The 2,498-nt window shown below is 65.6% G+C and carries 2 protein-coding genes; both read left to right on the forward strand.

Annotation, left to right across the window (positions count from 1 at the left end):
• Positions 1-301 precede the first annotated feature (301 nt).
• Positions 302-1,069, forward strand: a complete 768-nt coding sequence (locus tag ACIRJP_RS42385) for a transposase (RefSeq protein WP_404186559.1) — start codon at positions 302-304, stop codon at positions 1,067-1,069.
• Positions 1,070-1,187: 118 nt separating this feature from the next.
• Positions 1,188-2,456, forward strand: a complete 1,269-nt coding sequence (locus ACIRJP_RS42390; protein WP_404186561.1) for a CRISPR-associated endonuclease Cas3'' — start codon at positions 1,188-1,190, stop codon at positions 2,454-2,456.
• The last annotated feature ends 42 nt before the right edge of the window (positions 2,457-2,498 follow it).

Here is a 2,498-nt window from a genome sequence, read left to right on the forward strand (position 1 = left end):
CGCCCGTCGAGTACGAGGCCAATCACTACATGGAATCCACGAAACCCCAGGTCACAACCACAATCTGAGATCTCTACCGAACCCGGGGCGGTTCACGCTCACCTGGAGCCGCCTTCCTGGTAGCTCTTGTTCCAGACGAGGACCCGAGTCTGGAACCGACCGTCCATGTCCACAGTCACGACGAGCACGTCATTCCTTACGAGATCATGCGCTGGTTCATGGAAGCGCTCGCTGACCAGGTGGAACGCTGCCGGGTCGCGATGGTCGAAGGAGTTTCCGACTCAGTGGAATGATCATGTCCGTGGCTGGTGTGATCACGGCGTCGGAGCCGTCCTGGATAGCCCCGTTCACCGGGCTCAGCTCGCGGCAGTTCGGGAAGCTCGTGACGGTTCTGCGGCGTCAGGGTGCGGATGCGGTCCGCAGGGGCCGGCCGTGGAGCCTGCCGCTGGAGGACCGGGCCCTGCTGGTCGCGGCCTACTGGCGCACGAACCTGACCATGCGCCAGCTCGCTCCGCTGTTCGGGGTGTCGAAGTCGGCGGCGGACCGGATCATCGATCACCTCGGACCGATGCTCGCCCTCCAGCCCCGCAAGCGGTTCGCCAAGGACACCGTGCTGATCGTGGACGGCACCCTGGTGCCCACCCGCGACCACGCCGTCGCCGAGCAGTCGAAGAACTACCGGTACTCCACCAACCACCAGGTCGTCATCGACGCCGACACCCGCCTCGTCGTGGTCGTCGGCAAGCCCCTGCCCGGCAACCGCAACGACTGCAAGGCATGGGAGGAGTCCGGCGCGAAAGCCGCCGTCGGCAAGACGATGACCATCGCCGACGGCGGCTATCCGGGCACCGGGCTCGTGATGCCCCATCGACGCCGCAAGGGCAAGGAACTGCCCGACTGGAAACAGGCCCACAACAAGTCCCACAAACAGGTCCGCGCCCGCGTCGAGCACGCCTTCGCCCGCATGAAGACCTGGAAGATCCTCCGCGACTGCCGCCTCAAAGGCGACGGCGTCCACCACGCCATGCTCGGCATCGCCCGCATGCACAACCTCGCCCTCGCCGGATAGACCACCCGCCGCACAGCAGCCCACCCTGCCCGAAGCCACTCAGAGATCATTTACGGGACAACCCTTAGGGTGGCGGCTTCGAGAGGTCTGCGGTTCGAACCTTGGGGGATCGGTTTCGGTGCGTGAGTTGTTTGCCCACAGCCGTAGCCCGCAGTCGGGGTGCCGGCATCGTCTGGAGGACCATCTGCGTGGCTCAGCTGGCCTGGCGCGGTCGTTCGCCGAGGCTTTCGGTGCGGGTGAGGTGGCTGAGTACCTGGCGCTGGTTCATGACGTCGGGAAGGGGTGCTGCGCCTGGCAGGACCGGTTGGTCTTTCATGCTGAGCCGATGGGCAAGCCGGTGGGGATTCCTCACAAGGAAGCGGGCACTGTGCTTGCCACGCAGACGGTGGGGCGTCAGCTTGCCGCTGTGGTGCAGGGGCACCACGGAGGGCTGCCGGATCAGGACAAGATCAAGGATGTACTGGCCGAGCTCCGGGGAGCTGGGCCAGAGGCGGATCGTGCCCGGGAGGCGACGGCGGCCGTGGCCCGGGTGGTGCCGGAGATCCTGCGGAACGACCGAATCCTGCCGCCGGCTTGGCTTGCTGGGCTTGAGTCGCCGTCCAGGAGGGCCCTCGCCCTGGATGTCTTTACTCGCATGGTGTTCAGCTGTGTGGTCGATGCGGACTATCTCGATACCGCGGCCCATTTCGCCGGCGGGAAGCCGCGCATTGGCGTGCGGGCGGAGATGGGGGAGTTGCTGAAGCGTTTTGAATGGCGGAGGACTCGGTTGGTCGCCCGGCGTGATGCGTCTCCGGTGGATGAGTTGCGAGAGCGGGTGTATGGGGAGGCGTTGGCTGCGGCTTCGGGTGCGCCGGGGATGTATGTGCTGCATGTGCCGACGGGCGGGGCGAAGACGATTGCGGCGGGTGGGTTCGCATTGCGGCACGCGGCTGAGCATGGTCTGGGGCGCGTGGTGTTCGCTGTTCCGTATATCAGCATCACGCAGCAGAACGCTGACGTGTACCGGGACCTGCTCGATCCTCCTGAGGGGAGCGAAGAGGGGCCAGTTGTGCTGGAGCACCACAGTTCGGTGGAGCTGGACGAGGAGGACGGTGCGGGGGCCTGGGCGCGCCTGGCTGCCGAGAACTGGGATGCGCCGGTTGTGGTGACAACGACGGTGCAGCTGTTCCAGTCTTTGTTCGCGCGGAAGCCTTCCGCAGTGCGGAAGCTGCATCGGCTGGCGGGGTCGGTCATCGTGCTGGATGAAGTTCAGGCGCTGCCTGACCGGTTGCTGATTCCGATCTTGAGTGTGTTGCGTGATCTGGTGGAGCACTTCGGGGTATCGGTGGTGCTGGCGGGCCTTGACCCCGAATCCTGGACACGAGTTATGCGGCTGGTGCCAGCGTAGTTGGTGTGTGTTGGAGGGCGTTCTCGAAGGCGATCGGTGATC

Source organism: Streptomyces sp. NPDC102437 (assembly GCF_044765565.1).
GTDB lineage: Bacteria > Actinomycetota > Actinomycetes > Streptomycetales > Streptomycetaceae > Streptomyces.